This window comes from Aeromonas dhakensis, from assembly GCF_002285935.1.
Taxonomy (GTDB): domain Bacteria; phylum Pseudomonadota; class Gammaproteobacteria; order Enterobacterales; family Aeromonadaceae; genus Aeromonas; species Aeromonas dhakensis.
Genome location: NZ_CP023141.1, coordinates 2,757,208 through 2,773,126 on the forward strand (window position 1 = coordinate 2,757,208; position 15,919 = coordinate 2,773,126).

14 protein-coding genes are annotated in these 15,919 nt (G+C 64.0%); 12 read left to right on the forward strand and 2 right to left on the reverse strand.

The window, feature by feature from the left end:
- Positions 1–5: 5 nt before the first annotated feature.
- From CK627_RS13080 to CK627_RS13115, 8 genes are all read left to right on the forward strand, one after another.
- A complete protein-coding gene (locus tag CK627_RS13080) occupies positions 6–404 on the forward strand; it encodes a YcfL family putative periplasmic lipoprotein (protein ID WP_017764229.1) in 399 nt (132 codons plus the stop codon).
- Positions 404–1,000 carry a penicillin-binding protein activator LpoB gene (gene lpoB, locus CK627_RS13085; RefSeq protein ID WP_005302153.1) on the forward strand — a complete coding sequence of 199 codons (597 nt, stop codon included), beginning with the start codon at positions 404–406 and terminating at the stop codon, positions 998–1,000. The genes CK627_RS13080 and lpoB overlap by 1 nt, the downstream gene beginning before the upstream one ends.
- Complete coding sequence (locus tag CK627_RS13090) at positions 990–1,844, forward strand: phosphotransferase (protein WP_095592542.1); 855 nt, start codon at positions 990–992, stop codon at positions 1,842–1,844. The genes lpoB and CK627_RS13090 overlap by 11 nt, the downstream gene beginning before the upstream one ends.
- A gap of 62 nt (positions 1,845–1,906) precedes the next feature.
- Positions 1,907–2,764 carry a DUF6279 family lipoprotein gene (locus tag CK627_RS13095; protein WP_095592543.1) on the forward strand — a complete coding sequence of 286 codons (858 nt, stop codon included), beginning with the start codon at positions 1,907–1,909 and terminating at the stop codon, positions 2,762–2,764.
- 67 nt (positions 2,765–2,831) lie between these two features.
- Entirely contained in the window at positions 2,832–3,338 is a 507-nt protein-coding gene (locus CK627_RS13100; protein WP_095592544.1) for a hypothetical protein, read from the forward strand.
- Positions 3,339–3,490: 152 nt separating this feature from the next.
- Positions 3,491–5,293, forward strand: coding sequence for a protein translocase subunit SecD (gene secD, locus CK627_RS13105; RefSeq protein ID WP_095592545.1), 1,803 nt, complete (start codon positions 3,491–3,493; stop codon positions 5,291–5,293).
- 112 nt (positions 5,294–5,405) lie between these two features.
- Positions 5,406–6,320, forward strand: coding sequence for a protein translocase subunit SecF (gene secF, locus CK627_RS13110; protein ID WP_174704180.1), 915 nt, complete (start codon positions 5,406–5,408; stop codon positions 6,318–6,320).
- A 307-nt stretch (positions 6,321–6,627) separates the two neighbouring features.
- The gene (locus CK627_RS13115; protein WP_017784064.1) at positions 6,628–8,247 is read left to right on the forward strand and encodes a methyl-accepting chemotaxis protein; all 1,620 of its coding nucleotides are present in this window, start codon (positions 6,628–6,630) and stop codon (positions 8,245–8,247) included.
- Positions 8,248–8,296: 49 nt separating this feature from the next.
- Here CK627_RS13115 and CK627_RS13120 read toward each other — a convergent pair whose 3' ends face one another.
- On the reverse strand, positions 8,297–8,899 hold the full coding sequence (locus CK627_RS13120; RefSeq protein ID WP_017778846.1) for a DUF924 family protein: 603 nt from the start codon (positions 8,897–8,899) through the stop codon (positions 8,297–8,299).
- Between the two features lie 204 nt (positions 8,900–9,103).
- Here CK627_RS13120 and CK627_RS22860 point away from each other — a divergent pair, with 204 nt between their 5' ends.
- From CK627_RS22860 to CK627_RS13135, 4 genes are all read left to right on the forward strand, one after another.
- Positions 9,104–9,244: a hypothetical protein gene (locus tag CK627_RS22860; protein ID WP_167385347.1), complete on the forward strand. Its 141-nt coding sequence runs from the start codon at positions 9,104–9,106 to the stop codon at positions 9,242–9,244.
- A gap of 1 nt (position 9,245) precedes the next feature.
- A complete protein-coding gene (locus CK627_RS13125; RefSeq protein ID WP_095592547.1) occupies positions 9,246–10,163 on the forward strand; it encodes a DUF808 domain-containing protein in 918 nt (305 codons plus the stop codon).
- A 182-nt stretch (positions 10,164–10,345) separates the two neighbouring features.
- Positions 10,346–12,124, forward strand: a complete 1,779-nt coding sequence (locus tag CK627_RS13130) for a M3 family oligoendopeptidase (protein ID WP_095592548.1) — start codon at positions 10,346–10,348, stop codon at positions 12,122–12,124.
- Between the two features lie 92 nt (positions 12,125–12,216).
- A complete protein-coding gene (locus tag CK627_RS13135) occupies positions 12,217–14,025 on the forward strand; it encodes a M3 family oligoendopeptidase (protein WP_095592549.1) in 1,809 nt (602 codons plus the stop codon).
- Positions 14,026–14,077: 52 nt separating this feature from the next.
- On the opposite strand, the gene CK627_RS13140 is transcribed toward CK627_RS13135, so the two are convergent.
- Complete coding sequence (locus CK627_RS13140) at positions 14,078–15,493, reverse strand: nucleobase:cation symporter-2 family protein (RefSeq protein WP_095592550.1); 1,416 nt, start codon at positions 15,491–15,493, stop codon at positions 14,078–14,080.
- Between the last annotated feature and the right edge of the window lie 426 nt (positions 15,494–15,919).

The following is a 15,919-nucleotide window of genomic DNA, read 5'->3' on the forward strand; positions in this document are numbered from 1 at the left end:
GCAAGATGAAAGCACACGGGTTGGCTCTGGGCCTGGTTCTGCTGCTGGCGGGCTGCGCCACCAATACCTCCGGCGTGGCGCTCTATGGGGCACCGGGCGCCGCGCCAGTGGCGGAGCAGCATCAAAACGTCAATGTCACCCTGACCGAGCTCAGCCGGCGCGAACAAAACGGCCTGCTGCAGGTCAATGTGGCGGCGGCCAGCACCCAGCGCGGTGACAACAAGCTGCAATACCTGTTCTATTGGTATGATGAGGCGGGGCAGGAGGTGGCCAGCGATGGCCGCGGCTGGACGCCGCTCAAGCTGCACGGCTATCAGACCCGCACCCTGTCTGCCCTGGCGCCGAGCCCGGCCGCCCGGGGCTACCGGATTTACGTACGCGAAGTGATTGAGGAATCCTACTGATGAAAATGAATCATGCCCTGCTGATCCTGACTGGCGCCCTGCTGCTGGGCGGCTGCTCCAGCACCACCGTCAGCTATGGCGACCCGACCGAAACCGAGACGGTGACCGTCGATTACGGTTCAAGCGATCTGCAGGCCATCGCCGACAAGATGGCGGATTCCATGCTGGCGTCGCCGGCCACCAGCGAGATCACCGCCGGCGGCCGTCCGGTGATGTTCATGGACTCCATCCGCAACAAGACCTCCGAGCACATCGACACCGAGGCCATCACCGATACCATCCGCACCAAGCTGCTGCGCGCCGGCAAGTTCCGCTTCGTCGACATGAGCAAGGTGGCGGCGGTCAAGCAGCAGCTCGAATATCAGCAGAGCAGCGGCATGGTTGACCCGGCCTCCATGGTGCGCCTGGGCAAGCAGACCGGTGCTCGCTACATGGTCTATGGCAACCTCGCCAGCATCGTCAAGGACAACGGCAAGGTGAAGGATGTCTACTACCAGATGACCATGAACCTGATGGATCTGCAAAACGGCGAGCTGCTGTGGGCCGATCAGAAGGAGATCCGCAAGCAGGCCAAGAAGTCCACCTTTGGCTGGTAAGTCGAGCGAGGCCACTCTGGACGCCGCCGAGCGCGCCCTGCTGGCCCGCCTGCCGCCACCCTGGCGCTCGGGTCGGCTGGAGCCATTGGCCAGCGGTCTGACCAACTGCAACTATCGACTGCGCCTCCCCTCGGGGCGCAGTCACTTTTTGCGCCAGGGCCACCCCGATCCTGTGCGTCTTGGCATCGACCGGGCCACCGAATGGCGGCTCTATCAGGGGGCCGTGGGGCAGGGGCTGGCTTTGCCCTGCCATCACAGCGATCCCGCCACTGGCCTGATGCTGCTGGATTGGTGCGACGAGCCGAACTGGCTGGCGGCGCCGCCCCCGGCTGCGTTGCAGCCAGCGCTGCTGGCCGGGGTGCTGACGCGGCTGCACCGGCTGCCGGTGCCGAGCGTGGTGATGGCGGTGCGGGCTCACAGCGCCGGTTATCGTGGCCGGCTGGCCCGGGTGCCGACCTGGCTGCCGGCGCTGGAGCGGGGGCTGCTGGCCAGCCGCGAGCCCGCCGATTGCTGGCTCCCTTGCCATCATGATCTCAATCCGGCTAATTTGTTGGGGAGCCGGCCCTGGGTCATCGACTGGGAGTATGGTGCCGCCGGGCATCCCGGTTTCGAGGTGGCCAGCATCCAGCGCACCCACAACTGGCAGGAGGCCCAGCGCGAGGCACTGGAGCAGGCCTACTGCGAGCGGGCAGGGCAGCCAGTCGGCCCGCGCGGCTTTCAGAGCCGGGCCTTTTTGCCCTGGGTCGACTACATAGGTCTGCTGTGGGCGCTGCTGATGGCCGAGCAGCAGCCGGGGCCTGACTACCAGGCGCTGATCGATCTCAACCGGCAGCGGCTGGAGTAGAGGGTCAGGCATTGTGAATCATCCGTTTCGTCAACTTTGTTTCATCAACATTGGAGCCCTGCATGGTGACCACCTTTTCCTGGCGCAAGCCCAGTAGCTGGAGTCTGCTGCTGCTCTGTCTGCTGCTGGCCGGCTGCTCCACCCGGGTCGTCTATTACTGGCTCGACGTGGCCATCGTCTGGCAGCTGGACGACTACTTCTCGCTGGATCGCAGCCAGAAGCGGCTGTTGGACAACGAAGTGAAGGGGTTGATGGCCTGGCACCGCCAGTATGAGGTGCCGCGCTACGCCAAGGATCTCGATGCGCTGGCCAAGGCGGTGGCGAGCCCCATGACCCCGGCCCAGGTCTCCCGCCATCTGGATGCGGCCCAGCAGAGCCTGACCCGCACCCTGGAAGACACGGTGCCGCGGGCGGTGCGACTGGCGCGCACCCTGACCGAGGCGCAGGTGGCCATGTTCATGAAGGACAGACTCACCCGTCAGGCAGAGCGGGAAAAGGAGTTTGCCGACAAGCCCAGGGAGGAGATGCTCAAGGAGTTTCGCGACAAGATGAACGAGCGGCTGGTGTTCTGGATTGGCGAGGTGAAGCCGGCCCAGGCCCCGCTGGTGGCCCAGTGGGCCCAGTGGCAGTACGAACTGCAGGCCCCCTGGCTTGAGTTTCAGACCGCCTGGACCAAGGAGCTGGATCGGCTGATGAAGCAGCGCCAGAGCCAGAACTTCGGCGCCCAGCTCACCGCTCTGCTGCAACAGGGGGACGGTCTGATGGATGGTCGCTTCACCGGCTACACCGATCAGTCGCGCCAGCGCACCGTCAACTGGCTGAGCGATCTCAGCCAGTCGCTGGACATCTCCCAGCGGGCCCACCTCTACAGCCTGCTCAAGGGCTATGCCCGCGATTTCAGGCAGATGTCTGAGGGGTAATGGTTGCGGCCAGCCGGTGGGGAAGGGGGTTGGCGACCCCCTTCATCCTTGTTCCAGCGGGCCCCCTGTGGTAGTTTGCCCTTTCTATTATGCGGGAATTAACTTTTTGAACCTGACCGACAAAGTGAAACTGGCGCTGATGACCCTGCTCATCACCCTCGCTCTGTTGTTCTCCACCCTCTCGGTGGAGGGGTTTTCCCTGCCCGTATCCCAGCATCACGCCCAGCATGGTCAGTTGATGGATGACGCCGCGGCGCCGTCCGATGGCGACCAGGTGATCCACAGTGCCAGCGACAGCGACGACGGCATCGTCAAGTTCGTCAGCTCCCACCAGAATCACCTGCTGCGGCTCGAACACTCCCTGCGCAGCGATCATCAGCCCGGCAGCGTGGTGTACGAGCTTGTCACCAGCTGGTCCCAGCAGGCGATCCTGCTGCTGCTGTGCGGCCTGCTGTTCTATGCCGCCCTCTTCTATCGCAAACACAGTTTCCGCGATCGGTTTGCCACCATCCATCGGCACCGGTTGCAGCGCCAGCACCTGCAATACCGTTTCTGTCAGAGTTACCTCGCCTGATCCCGATGGGGTCCGGTCCTTTCGCACCACCTCATCGCCGCCTGCTGCCTGCTCACCGCGCGTGAGCGGGCCACTGTCTCATTCCTGTTTTTTTGCGTGCCGCCGCCCGGGCGTGGCGAGTGCGCCGCCTTCTCCTGACAGAGGCTGATTTCATGAGAAAAAAGAGTCGTATCACCTTGAACCGCATGAACATGTGGCAGTACGCCCTGCTGCTGCTCATGCTGCTCACTTTTACCTTTTACTCCCTGCCCACCTTCTTCGGCGAGCAGCCCTCCCTCGGTCTGCACGGCCAGACCAGCCTGACCGAGGCGCAGCGTACCCTGCTGGCCGACAACCGCATCGAGCCGCTCAAGCTGGTGCAACAGGGCGAGCGGGTCGAGCTGGTGTTTGCCAGCCAGGCTGAACAGCAGCGCGCCAAGCAACTGCTGGAGCAGCAGGGCTATGACAGCTCGGCGCTGACCTTGGAGTTCTACTCCAACGCCCCTGGCTGGATCAGCCAGCTCGGCGCCGCCCCCATCAAGCTCGGGCTGGATCTGCGCGGCGGCTCCCAGCTGCTGATCGGGGTCGATCTGAGCTTCGTTATCGACAACCAGACCAAGAACCTGGTGGACATGCTGCGCACCCAGTTTCGCGAGGCGCGCCTGCGCGGCGCCAACGTGGCCCGGGTGAGCGAAGGGGAGGTGAGGGTGACCCTGCCTGAGGTGGCCGATCAGGCGCCCTGGCTCACCATCATCAAGGATTCCGCCGGCACCCGGCAGGATCAGTGGACCCTCAAGCGCAGCGGCAACGAGCTGCGGCTGGTGATGAGCGAGGCCGAGCGCACCCTGCTGGCCAACAACGCGGTGACCCAGAACCTGTCGATCCTGAAAAAGCGGATCAACGAGCTCGGCATCGTCGAAGCCTCGGTCCAGCGCCAGGGGCAGGACGGCATCCGCATCGAGCTGCCGGGGGTGCACAATCCCAAGCAGGCGAAAGAGGTGATCGGGGCCACCGCCTCGCTGGCCTTCTACGAAGCCCAGGCCGACAGCCGCTTCTTCATGGCGGATCGCAGCGGCCAGGCGGTGGGGCTGGCTCGCAAGCCGGTGCTGACCGGCGAGCACATCGTCGATGCCCGCGCCAACATGGGTGAGATGGGGCAACCCCAGGTCAACATCGTGCTCGACAGTCTGGGCGGCAGCAAGATGAACCAGTTCAGCCGCCAGCACGTGGGCAAGCCGATGGCCACCGTCTTCACCGAGTACAAGACCAACGCCCAGGGCAAGTTGCGGGCCCAGAGCGAGGTGATCAATGTCGCCACCATCCAGACCGCCCTTGGCAACCAGTTCCGCATCACCGGGATTGGCAGCGTACCGGAAGCCCAGGAGCTGGCCATGCTGCTGCGCGCCGGCGCCCTCACCGCGCCCCTCAAGATCCTGGAAGAGCGCAGCATAGGCCCGACCCTGGGTCTGCAGAACATAGAGGCGGGCTTCACCGCGCTGGCGTTTGGCATGGCGGGCATGATGCTGTTCATGATGGCCTGGTATCGCAAGTTCGGCTGGGTCGCCATCACCGCGCTCATCGCCAACCTCTTGATGCAGGTGGGCATGCTGGCGGTGCTGCCGGGGGCCGTGCTGACCCTGCCGGGGATCGCCGGTCTGGTACTCACCGTCGGCATGGCGGTGGATACCCATGTGCTCATTTTTGAGCGGATCAAAGACCGGTTGCGGGAAGGGGGCTCGCTGGCCAACGCCATCGACTTTGGTTACCGCTCGGCGTTTCGCACCATCTTCGATGCCAACATCACTACCCTGATCTGCGCCGTGGTGCTCTATGCCATCGGCTCCGGGCCGCTGCAGGGCTTCTCCATCACCCTGATCCTGGGCCTTATCTCCAGCATGGTGACCGGCATCTGGGGCACGCGCGCCATCATCAACCCCCTGTGGGGCAAGAGCAGCGCCAAGCTGCTGAGGGTGTGACCATGACGGATCACCACCTGTGTCATCGCGCCGCGCGTTCGAGCCTGCTCCGCGCCCGCGCCATGGGCTTCCCTGCGGGAAGCCAGAGCCATCTGCTGTCGAGGGAAGAAGAATGCTGAGAATGATCATTGCCATGGGGCTGACCCGCTGGCGTTACATCGGCCTGTGGGCCTCCGTGCTGCTGACCGTGGCGAGCATCGCGGTGCTCGCCATCAACGGCCTCTCCCTCGGTCTCGACTTTACCGGGGGCATCCTGCTGGAGTTTCGCATCCAGACCCTGAAGGAGGCCCACGAGCTCAACGCTCTGTTGACGGCCCCTCTGGTGGGCGTGGTCGAGCTGCACGGCGCCGGCGTGCCCGGCGAGTGGCTGATCAAGCTGCCGCCCCACGAGCTGCCCTGGCCGGCCGAGGAGCTGGCGGTGATGCTGGGTCAGCAGCTCAACCTGCCGGTGGAGCTGCTGCGCACCACCATCGTCGGCCCCCAGGTGGGCGCCGAACTGTTCCAGCAGGGGATGCTGGCGGTGCTGGTGGCCTCGCTCGCCATCTCCGTCTACCTGGCGGTGCGTTTCGAGTGGCGCCAAGCCATCGGCATCCTGGTGTCGGTGCTGCACGACGGCCTGGTGGCGCTGGGGCTGCTGGCGCTGTTCAACATCGAGTTCGATCTCAACGTCATCGCCGGTCTGATGGCGGTGATCGGCTACTCCCTCAACGACAGCATCGTCATCTCCGACCGTTTGCGGGACTTGCTCAGCTCGCGCACCCAGATGGGGATCCACGACTGCTCCGACGTGGCCATCAAGGCCACCTTCAGCCGCACCATGATCACCTCGGGCACCACCTTGTTCACGGTGGGGGCCCTGCTGCTGTTCGGCGGTGACGCCCTCTACGGTTTCTCCTTCACCCTGTTCGCCGGCATCCTGGTGGGCACCATCTCCTCTATTACGGTGGCCTCCACCGTGCAGGAGCTGCTGGGGCTCACGCCGCAGGCTTACCAGAAAAAAGAAGAGGAGCTGGCGGAGGCGGCGTGACCTTCATCGACGGCCGTCACACTGTGGGCCTACCGGGTCATCCCGAGCGAAGATAAATAGCGAGAAGGAAGACGACATGTCTTCCTTCTTTTTTATTGGCTGGCCGGCACAGTCGTAGCCGGGTCTTTTTCGCATTCACATTCAGCCAGCGAGGTTATTTTCGGGCCTGGTTCTGACCATCGGCAGCGGGTGAAACACGAGGGCTAGCAGTAGTGACAGATGTGCAAGGAAGCGCACATTTTACGGGCCATCCGGAGGTTGCCCATCGTCTACACTGCAATGGAGTTTATTAACGGAGTATGCCTTTATGAACATTGCTCGCCGGCTTCAACTCATTGCCCTGCTGGTTATGCTGGCCCTGACCTTTCTCAGCTGGTTCAGCATCAACCGACTCTCTGCTGCCGACACTGATCTCGGTTATGTCACCGACAATACGGTGCCCAGCATCTCCCTCATCAAACAGGTACAAGCCGATTTTTACGCATTGCACGCCTTGATCCAGACCCATGTGCTCAATACCGACAACAGCAAGATGAATCAGATTGAGACGGGCATTGCAGATCTGCGTACTGAAATCCGCTCTCTGTTGCAAAAATACCAAGCAGAGATGCTCTCCAATGAAGAGGATCGGCAACTGACGACGGATGATCAGCGCATCATTGAGCAATATTATCAGGAGATAGAAAAGGTCCTGATATTGTCTCGCGATAATAAAAACACCGAGGCCAGAGACTTTATCGCCAGCAATGTCATGCCACTGTTCGAACAGTTTTCCAAGGCCATAGATAAGCATGTGAAATTCAACATTGATTTGGGGGCTGCAGTCAAACTGCAGGGTGAAAAGAACTACGACAATAGCCTCCAGACCATGCTGTTTATTTCTTGTGGTACCGGAATATTGACCCTGGTGCTGTTTATCTGGTTGTTCAGACAGGTCGCCAATCCACTGCGGCTGGCAATGGCGACGCTCTCCGATATTCAGCACAATTTGAACTTTACCTTGCGGGCCAAGGTGGCCCAGCAAGATGAGATTGGCCTGACCCTCTCGGCCGTTAACCGTCTGCTGGACACCTTGCAGCAAACCTTTACCGAGTTTTCAGTGGGCAGCCTACAGATAAAGAGCACGGCCGAGTCGCTCTCCCAGGCGGCTCATCACCTTGCCTCGTCGGCGAGCCAGGCCAACGATGCCACCAGTCTCATTGCCGCCGGGGTGGAGGAGATGACGGTGAGCATCACGGATATTTCCCAGCGAACCCAGGAGGCCAGCCGCATCACCAATGAATCCGGCAAGCTCGCCAGCGATGGGGGGACCACGATAGACAGAACGGTGAAAGCCATCAACGAGATCGCAGAGGCCATTCGTCAGGCTTCCAGTGAAGTGTCGGCATTGGGTGATGGCATTTCCCGGATCGGTGGCGTGGTGAACGTGATCAGCGATGTGGCGGGGCAGACCAACTTGCTGGCGTTGAATGCGGCCATTGAAGCCGCGCGAGCGGGTGAACAGGGTCGAGGTTTTGCCGTGGTGGCTGACGAGGTACGCAAACTGGCGGAGCGGACGGCCCAATCAACCAGGGAGATCTCGGAGACGGTGGAGGCGATTCAACAGGGCTCCCAGCTCACGGTGACCAAGATGGTTCAGGTGGAAGAAAAGGTTGCGCAGGGGGTGGCCATGGCCACTGAAAGCGGGGAGATCATTACTCAGATCCGTCATGCTTCCCATCGCGTCATGGATCAGGTCGGTGAGATCACCATCGCGATTCGCGAACAGAGCTCGGCGGCGGAGTCCATTGCCCATCAGGTGGAGCAGATTGCCCAGGTGGTCCAGCAGACCAGCAGCACGGCGGAAGAGACATCGGCTGCGGCGGAAGAGTTGAATGTGACCACCGAAAATATTCACCAGCAGATCTCTCGTTATCGCATCCAGTGATCACTATGGGTGCCAGCTCCCCGCCACATGGCGGGGATTTTTTTATGGGTTAGAAACCTGACCCCGGTTGCAGCAGGAAGGCTGCCTCTTCCTCTGTGCTCGCGCGGCCCAGGATGGCGTTGCGGTGGGGGAAGCGGCCAAAACGCTCGACGATCACCTGATGGCGGCGGGCAAAGTCGGCAAAGCCGGCGAAGGTCTCCCGCGCCGGGCCGTCAGCCTGTTCGGCCGCCAGTCCCTCGAACAGGGTCACGCTTCTGGCCTGCTGCTCGCGGGATTCGGCGTGCTCCAGCGGCAGGTAGAAAAAGACCCGTTCCAGCGGTGGCAGCGCCAGATCCGCTCCCAGCGAGAGCCCCTTGAGGCAGAGATCCCGCGCCTTGGCATCCTGGGCAAAGGCGGCCGGGGTGCCCCGATGGATGTTGCGCGGCAGCTGGTCCAGCAGCAGGATCAGGGCCAGCCGGCCCTCGGCCGATTCGGCCCAGTGGGCAAGCTCGCCAGCGGCTGCTGCTGCGGCCTGGTCACCGAAGCGGCTAGCGAGCAGGGCGTCGGTGGCGCTGTTTTTGCCCCACCAGAGGGGCGCTTGGCGTTTGGCGCGGGTGACGTCGTCACTCTCTTCGCCAAACCAGAATGTGAGCAGCGGTTGCCAGGGTTGCATGGAACACTCCTTGGGCCTGCGGGCACCGGATGAATCAAGGCCAAATGACCCTGATGTGGTTGCTGCCGAACGGGCGGCTTCTGGTTACACTGTGCCATCTTTTCCCGCAATAGGGATCCCCCTTCGGCCGGCATCGCTCTCGACATCGGCAGTTGCCGCCGGTGAACCGTGGGACCCTGACTACCCTGATGAGGATTTTCTGATATGGCCGGAACCAGTTTGTTGGCCCTGCTCGACGATATAGCCAGCGTACTCGATGACGTGGCGCTGATGACCAAGGTCGTGGGCAACAAGGGCGTGGTGTGCCGCGGGAAGCTCTCTTCTACTGACATAAGGATTCTCTGATATGGCCGGAACCAGTTTGTTGGCCCTGATTGACGATATTGCCAGCGTACTCGACGACGTGGCGTTGATGACCAAGGTGGCGGCGAAGAAGACTGCCGGGGTGCTGGGGGACGATCTGGCTCTCAACGCCGAGCAGGTCTCCGGGGTGCGCGCCGAGCGGGAGCTGCCGGTGGTGTGGGCGGTGGCCAAGGGGTCGTTTCGCAACAAGCTGATTCTGGTGCCGGCCGCCATCGCCATCAGTGCCCTGGTGCCCTGGCTCATCACCCCGCTCCTGATGCTGGGGGGCGCCTACCTCTGTTTCGAGGGGGCCGAGAAGCTGGCCCACAAGTTTCTGCCCCATGAGGCGAGCGAGGGGGAGGCGCATACCGCACCCATTCCCGATGATTTGGTCGCCTTCGAGCAGCAGAAGGTGAAGGGGGCCATTCGCACCGATTTCATCCTCTCGGCCGAGATCATCGTCATCGCCCTCGGCACCGTGCAGGGAGCCAGCCTGGCACTGCAACTGTCGGTGGTGGCGGGCATTGCCGTATTGATGACGGTGGGGGTTTACGGCCTGGTGGGGCTCATCGTCAAGCTCGACGACATCGGCCTGCATCTGCTGCAAAAGCCCGATGGTGGCGCCCTGCGCCGGGCGGTGGGGCAGGGGCTGCTGGTGACGGCGCCACGGTTGATGCACCTGCTGGCGCTGGTCGGCACCATCGCCATGTTCATGGTGGGGGGCGGCATCCTGGTGCATGGTTGGCCTTTCGTGCACCACCTGATTGAAGGGACTGCCGCTGCCGTGGCCACCCTGCCTGCGGTCGGCGCCGCCCTCGCACTGGTGACGCCGACCCTGCTCAACGCCGTGGCCGGCGTGGTGGCCGGGCTGGTGCTGGTGCTGGCCATGACCCTGGTGAGCAAGCTCAAGCCCGCCAAATAGTGCCGGAGGCCTGACTGTCAGCGGGCATTTCCCGCGATAGCGGGTCATCCCGTCAGATATTGTCTCGTCTGTTGCCTCGGATGGGGGCTAGGCAAGGGCCGGCCTCCTTTCGTACTATCCGGTTGACACCCGCTCACAGAGGCGGGGTCAACCCACATGGATGCAAACAGACAAGGAACGTCATGAAACCACCCGTTTGGCAGGATGATCACATCTATGCCGCCCCCGACTGCCCGGCGATCGACGCCGACTTCCAGCGTGCCCGCGAGGCCATGAAGCGCCTGCCCCCCTTGCTGGATGAACTCCCCAAGACCAACGACATCAATGCCTTGCGCCATCTGCTGCGGGCCATCCGGGCCTGCTGGCGCGAGGTACGCCTGCTGGAGTGGAACTGGCAGACCTACGGCTACAACCGGCTCAGCCGGGACGGGCGCGACGAGGCGGCCCGGCTGCTGCTCTCCCGCGGCCAGCAGTTGCAGGCAAGCCTGGCCCAGCTCTGCAAACCGGTGGCCCTGTTCTGGGTGCGAGCCCCCGAGGAGCAGGTGCGCGCCCTGCTGCAGGATCCCGAGTTATTCGAACTCGCCTACGCCATTCGCCACGACCGGCGCCAGCGGGATCAGTGGTTGTCGCTCGAGAGCGAGCAGCTGATCGCGGGGCTGAGCGTGGATGGCCTGCAGGGGTGGGGGGATCTCTACGGTGGCCTGGTAGGAAGGCTCAGGCCGGTGGTGGAGGGGCAGCCCATGGGGCTGGCCCAGGCGGACAACCTGCTGGCCCACCCGCAGCGGGCTAGGCGCGCCGCGGCCTGGCACGCCATCCAGGCCGCCTGGGAGGCGGAGCAAGAGACGGTGGCCGCCATCCTCAACGCCATCAACGGCTGGCGCAACGAGCTGGCTCGCCAGCGCGGCAAGGAACGCAAGTGGGATGCGCTCGATCTCTCCTGCCATCAGGGGCACCTGGAGCGGGCCACCCTGGAGACCCTGATGACGGCGGCCGGCGAGCACAAGGAGCTGGGGCGGCGCGCCCTGCGTGCCATGGCCTGCGCCCAGCAGATCAACGACTTCGCCCCCTGGGATCTCTATGCCCCGGCGCCTGTCGGGGCGAGCAGCCTCATCAGCTTCGAGCAGGCGCTGACCCTGGTGGCCGATGCCTTCGCCGGGTTTGATCCCGAGATGGGGGCGTTTGCCCGCATGATGGCGGCCAATGGCTGGATTGACGCTGCCCCGAGCGAACAGAGGCGCAGCGGCGCCTACAGCACCGAGTATGCCGAGCCGCCCGAGCCGCGGGTGTTTCTCACCTTCGAGGGGACCCTGGACAACGTCATCACGCTCGCTCATGAGTTGGGGCACGCCTGGCACAGCTGGCTGATGCGGGAGTTGCCGTTGGAGCAGCGTGACTACCCCAAGACGCTGGCGGAGACAGCCTCCCTGTTTGCCGAGGCGCTGGTGCGCGATGCCCTGCTGGCGGCCACCGACAACATGGAGCAGCGCCGGGCCATCGCCTGGCTGGATGGGGAGCGGGCCGCCAGCCTGCTGCTCGACGTGCCGGCCCGCTTTACCTTCGAGCGGACCCTGGTGGCTGCGCGGGAGGAGGGCTACGTGGGGGCCGGCCAGCTGCGGCAGATGATGAAATCGGCGCAGCAGCAGTGGTATGGTGACACCCTGAGTCAATATGACGAGCTGTTCTGGGCCAGCAAGGGCCACTTCTCCATCGCCGAGCTCGGGTTCTACAACTACCCCTATCTGTTTGGCTACCTGTTCAGCCTGGGGCTCTATGCCCAGCAGGCGCGGGCGGGGCGCGAGTTCGTCCACGCCTATCGGGAGCTGCTGCGCGACACCGGCCGTATGAGTGCAGAAGAGCTGGTGGAGAAGCACCTGGGGGTCGACATTCGTGAGCCCGCCTTCTGGCAGGAGAGCCTCGATTATGTGGAAGAGGCGGTCGCCCGCCTCGAGCGGCTGGTGTAGGTAGCCCGGCCGTTTTTATCCTGGTGGCGGGCCTGTGGCTCGCCACGCGCATTCAACGGGGCCCGGCCCCGCAACCTGATGACGAGCGTTTGATGCAGCAACGAATCTACCCACAACAGTGGCAAAACCAGCATATCTATCCCGCCCTCGACTGCCCGCAGGTGAGCGCGGATCTCGCCCTGGCGCGCGCCAGTCTGGACGAGCTCGGCCAGTTTATCGAGGGGCTTGGCGCCGTGCGGGCCAATGCGCAGGCGCTGCAGGATTTCCTGCGCGAGGTGCGGCTGCGGGCCCAGCGCATTCGCAACATCGGCTGGAACCTGGCCGTGCTGGCGGCCTGCCGTGGCAGTCAGGATGCCCGCGACGAGCTGGCCAAGCAGCTGGCTTCCCGTGCCCGCGCCCTCAATGCCGATCTGTTCAAGACCCTGGCCCCGGTCGAGGATCTGATGCTGGCCCTGCCGGAACCCGAATTCGAGCAGCTGATGGCCGACTCCCTGCTGGGGGAGGAGGCGTACCGGCTGCGTCACGAACGCCTTTTGCAGGATCAGCGCCTGCCGGTGGAGGCGGAGCAGCTGGTGATCGGCCTTGGCACCGACGGCTTGCACGCCTGGGGCAACCTCTACAACGATCTGGTGGGCAAGATCCGGCTGGTGATCGATGGCCGCGAGATGGGGCTGGCCGAGGCGAGCAACCTGCTCTCCAGCCCGCTGCGAGCCCTGCGCCGGGAGGCGTTCGATGCCATCAGCGCCGGCTGGGAGGGGGAGCAGGAGACGGTGGCCGCCATCCTCAACGCCCTCAACGGCTGGCGGCTTGAGCTCGCGCGCCAGCGCGGCCGCAGCCGCCAGCTCGATGCGCTCGATCTCTCCTGCCATCAGAGCCACATCGAGCGGGCGACCCTGGATACCCTGATGCAGGAGACCTGGCGCGCACGCGGGCTGGGTCAGCGGGCGCTGGGGCTGATGGCCGAGCGCCTCGGCATCGAAGAGCTTGGGCCGGAGGATTTGTTTGCCCCGCCGCCGGTCGCGGTGAGCCGCGAGATCCCGTTCGAGGAGGCGATCGAGATCATCGCCGATGCGTTCTCTTGTTTTGATCCAGAGATGGGGGAATTTGCCCGAATGATGGCCGAAAAGGGGTGGATCGATGCTGCGCCCACCCCCAACCGGCGCACCGGGGCCTACTGCACCAAGTTTGCCGAGCCGGTGGAGCCGCGGGTCTTCATCACCTATGCCGGCACCATGGACAACGTCATCACGCTGGCCCACGAGCTGGGCCACGCCTGGCACAACTGGCTCATTCGCGATCTGCCCATGAGCCAGCGCAGCTACCCCATGACGCTGGCGGAGACCGCCTCCATCTTCGCCGAGACCCTGGTGCGCAGCGCCCTGTTCGAGCAGGCGCAGACCCCCGAAGAGCAACAGGCCATCGCCTGGGCGGAAGCCGACGGCGCCGCCACCTTCCTGGTCAATATCCCGGCTCGCTTCGATTTCGAGCGCGCTCTGGTGGCGGAACGGGCGTCTGGCTATGTCTCGCCGGCGCGGCTCAAGGCGCTGACCGACGAGGCCTGGGGCCGCTGGTACGAGCAGAGCCTGTGCCGCTATCACCCCCTGTTCTGGGCGGCCAAGGCGCACTTTTCCATCGCGGGCTTGGGTTTTTACAACTACCCCTACCTGTTTGGCTATCTGTTCAGTCTCGGCGTCTATCAGCAGCTGATGAATCGCCAGAAAGCCGGAGAACAGAATGTGGCCCAGGCCTATCGCGACCTGCTGCGCGATACCGGCCGCATGAGCGCAGAAGAGCTGGTGGCCAAGCACCTGGGGCAGGACATTCGCCAGAGCGCCTTCTGGCAGGGGAGCCTGGCGTTGGTAGAAGCGGCAGTGGAGCGCTTCGCCCAGACCCGCGGCTAACACAGGCTTGCTGAATGGAACCGCCGGGCAGCTATGCTGCACGGCGGTTTTTTTATGGGGCGGGTTTGCCTGGCTGCGGCTGAGCGGGCGGGCGCACCGGCCCTACCAGCAGGGGCCTCGGCTGGTGGCGCAGGTCCGGCTGGTAGCCGTTGAAAAAGAGGTTGAGCAGCACCGAGCTGAGGGTGGCCAAGAGGATGCCGCTATGAAACAACGGCTGCAGGGCAGCGGGGAAGTGTTGGAAGAAGGCGCCGGAGACGGTGGGGATCATGCCTATCCCTAAGCTGATGGCGACGATGTAGAGGTTGTGGCGATTGCTGTTGTAGTCGGCCCTGGCCAGGATGCGGATGCCGGTGGCCAGCACCATGCCGAACATCACGATACCGGCGCCCCCCAGCACGAAGGGGGGGATGGAGGCGACCAGCACCGACATCTTGGGCACCAGGCCGAAGGCGAGCAGGATCCCCCCCGACATGACGCAGACCCAGCGGCTCGACACCCCGGTCACGCTCACCAGCCCGATGTTCTGGGAGAAGGAGGTGTGAGGGAAGCTGTTGAAGATGCCGCCTATGATGGTGCCGATGCCGTCCACCCGCAGGCCGCGCACTATGTCGCCCCGGCTGGCCGGGTGGCCGACGATGTCGCCGAGCGCCAGAAACATCCCCATCGACTCGATGAAGGTGATCAGCATGATGACGGTGAGGGTGGCGATGGAGATGGGATCGAAGGTGGGCCAGCCGAAGGCGAACGGCACTATGGGGGCGAACCAGGCCGCTTCACTCAGGCCGTCCAGGCTCACTTCCCCCATGGCGATGGCCACCCCGAAGCCGAACAGGATGCCGAGCAGTACCGAGATGTTGCTGAAAAAGCCCTTGGTGAAGCGGGTCACCAGCAGGATAAAGGCCAGCACCAGAAAGCTGGTGCCGATGTAGCGCAGGCTGCCGTACTCGGGGTTGCCCTTGCCCCCCGCCATCCAGTCGATGCCCACCTGCATGATGCTGATGCCGATGGAGGTGATGACCACCCCGGTCACCACGGTGGGGAAGAGTGGCATCAAGCGGCCGATGAGCGGCACCAGCAGGGTGGAGAGGATGCCGGCGGCGATGGTGGCGCCAAAGATGCCGGTCAGCCCCAGCGCCGGGTTGGCGCCAATCGCCAACATCGGCATGACGGCGGCGAAGGTGACCGACATGATGACCGGCAGGCGGATCCCGGCGAAGCGGCCGATGCCAAGGCACTGCAGCAGGGTGACGATACCGCAGCAGAAGAGATCCGAACTGATGAGATACGAGATTTGATCCTTGGGCAGCCCCAGGCTGCCGCCGATGACCAGCGGTACCGCCACGGCGCCGGCATACATCACCAGCACATGCTGCAGGCCGAGGGTAAAGAGCTGGCCGGGGGGGAGCAGGCGCTCCACTTCGTCGATGGTGCGGCCCTTGGCCGCCCCGGGGGGCTGGGTCTGGTGCATGAACAGATCACTCCTTGCGACCCGGCGACAAGGGCCGGGCAAGATGGGGCAGGCTGGCTGTCCCGTTCATGGATGGGGACCGGGTCGCCCAGGATCCGGCCACGCAGACGAAGGTCGCCTTCGCGCTGCATCACAGGGGGAGTGCAGGAACCGTGCTCGGTCGGCATACATGGGGTCTGTTGGCCCTGTTCATGCGCATTTTTGCAGGCGGGATCACGCTTGACAGCATCGATGGCTGCCAATCGTTTTCCTGCGGACAGGGGAGGGCTGTCAGATTGGTAGCCCGGTTATCATTTCGGTCGGTCTGGCTCTCAGATTGATAGCCGGCGCTGTGCCGGTCCCGCCGCTCTGGTTTCATCAGCAACAGAGGGCGTGATCCAAAGCAAGAAAGTTGGATGTTTTGGTGGCGCAGGGCCCTGCCGCTGG

Bases quoted from the DNA above. Each gene is read 5' to 3' on its own strand.
- CK627_RS13135 (WP_095592549.1), top strand. From the start codon at position 12,217: ATGCAGCAACGAATCTACCCACAACAGTGGCAAAACCAGCATATCTAT.
- CK627_RS13120 (WP_017778846.1), bottom strand. From the start codon at position 8,899: ATGCAACCCTGGCAACCGCTGCTCACATTCTGGTTTGGCGAAGAGAGT.
- CK627_RS13130 (WP_095592548.1), top strand. From the start codon at position 10,346: ATGAAACCACCCGTTTGGCAGGATGATCACATCTATGCCGCCCCCGAC.
- CK627_RS13095 (WP_095592543.1), top strand. From the start codon at position 1,907: ATGGTGACCACCTTTTCCTGGCGCAAGCCCAGTAGCTGGAGTCTGCTG.
- secD (WP_095592545.1), top strand. From the start codon at position 3,491: ATGAGAAAAAAGAGTCGTATCACCTTGAACCGCATGAACATGTGGCAG.
- CK627_RS22860 (WP_167385347.1), top strand. From the start codon at position 9,104: ATGGCCGGAACCAGTTTGTTGGCCCTGCTCGACGATATAGCCAGCGTA.
- CK627_RS13140 (WP_095592550.1), bottom strand. From the start codon at position 15,493: ATGCACCAGACCCAGCCCCCCGGGGCGGCCAAGGGCCGCACCATCGAC.
- CK627_RS13080 (WP_017764229.1), top strand. From the start codon at position 6: ATGAAAGCACACGGGTTGGCTCTGGGCCTGGTTCTGCTGCTGGCGGGC.
- CK627_RS13115 (WP_017784064.1), top strand. From the start codon at position 6,628: ATGAACATTGCTCGCCGGCTTCAACTCATTGCCCTGCTGGTTATGCTG.
- lpoB (WP_005302153.1), top strand. From the start codon at position 404: ATGAAAATGAATCATGCCCTGCTGATCCTGACTGGCGCCCTGCTGCTG.
- CK627_RS13125 (WP_095592547.1), top strand. From the start codon at position 9,246: ATGGCCGGAACCAGTTTGTTGGCCCTGATTGACGATATTGCCAGCGTA.
- secF (WP_174704180.1), top strand. From the start codon at position 5,406: ATGCTGAGAATGATCATTGCCATGGGGCTGACCCGCTGGCGTTACATC.